The 1,417-nt window shown below is 74.0% G+C and carries 2 protein-coding genes; both read left to right on the forward strand.

Annotated features, from left to right (window positions below; all coding sequences use genetic code 11):
- Nucleotides 1-56: 56 nt before the first annotated feature.
- Entirely contained in the window at nt 57-350 is a 294-nt protein-coding gene (locus tag ACFU6K_RS38985) for a hypothetical protein (RefSeq protein WP_380671413.1), read from the forward strand.
- Between the two features lie 101 nt (nt 351-451).
- The coding region (locus ACFU6K_RS38990; protein ID WP_380671415.1) for a DUF2637 domain-containing protein at nt 452-1,417 on the forward strand (966 nt) is incomplete at its 3' end.

The following is a 1,417-nucleotide window of genomic DNA, read 5'->3' on the forward strand; positions in this document are numbered from 1 at the left end:
GCCAAGGTTCGCGCGGCGGCCCCGGGCCACACCCCATCGAGGGAAGAGGTAGACCCGTGAGGTCGATTGTTGCAGGGCAGACAGCCCTGACGGAGGACGAGTTCGCCGAGCTGGCGCTCGGCCTCGTCGCGGACTCCGCGTTCGCCCGGCTGTTCACCGGGGCGCCCGGTGAGAGCGTGGTCGAGCGCGAGGCCCGGATGGACGCCGCGGACGACATCCTGGCGGACCTGCGCCGGGAGGACCCGGTGCTGGCCGCCTACGCCGAGTGCCTGCTGAGCATCGCGCCGGTGCCGCTGCGGCGCCCGGCCGTCATCCACCGCACCGCCAGCGTCGAGCGGGTGGCGGCGTGACGACGATGGCCGCGCCGGCGGCCGTTTCAGCCCCGGTCGCCGCCGCTTCGGCCACGCGGCCCGGCGCTTCAGCGGCGCGGGCGGGGGCTTCGGACAGGCTGATGCTGGGCGTGGCGATCCTCGCCGCCGTCGGCGGTGCGACCCTCGCCGGGATCGGCTTCAGCGGCTCCTACACCGCCCTGCAACAGCTCGGTTTCAAGCACAAGTTCGGGGACTTCAGCTACGCGTTCCCGATCGGTGTGGACGCCGGGATCGTGGCCCTGCTCGCCATGGACCTGCACCTGATCCGCAAGGGCGCCCCGGCGCCGTGGCTGCGGCTGCTGGCCCACACCTTCACCGCCGCCACGATCTACTTCAACGCCGCCTCCGCCGGGTCGCTGACGGCGAATCCGACCGGCACCATGATGCACGCCGTGATCCCGATGATGTTCGTGGCGGTCGTGGAGGCCGGGCGGCGCCTGGTCATCCGGATCACCCGGATCGAGGCCGGCCACGGCCGCGACGGGGTACCGCTGCACCGCTGGATCCTCGCCCCCTGGCCCTCGTACCTGATGTTCCGGCGGATGCGCCTGAACGGCATCGCCTCATACGACCGGGCGGTCGAGCTGGAACGCGAGCGCCTCGTCTACCGGGTCATGCTGGAGCGCGACCACGGCGGCGACTGGCGCAAGGCACCCTCTGACCTGCGCCTTCCGCTCACCATGGAGCGCTTCGGACTGTCCGTGGACGAGGCCCTGGCCCTGCCCGCGCAGGCCGACGAGCAGGCCAAGCTGCGGGACGAGCGCAAGGCCGCGTTCGAGGCCGGGGCCACCGCCCGTGCCGAGGTCCGCGCCGCCGAGGTGGAGATCTCCAAGCTCCGCACGGCGGGCCGGGTCGAGGCCGCCGGGTACGAGGTCGGCGCCGAGACCGCCACCGCCAAGGCCCACGCCCACGCCCGAACCGTGGCCGCCGGTCGCGAGGCCGAGGCCGCCGAACGCCTCGACCAGGCGACGGAGGAACTCGCCGCGGCGGCGGCCGAGCAGGAGGCCGCCGACGCCCGACTGCGCGCCGCCGAAACCGACCAGGCC

Source organism: Kitasatospora sp. NPDC057512 (assembly GCF_042802135.1).
Classification (GTDB): Bacteria; Actinomycetota; Actinomycetes; order Streptomycetales; family Streptomycetaceae; genus Kitasatospora.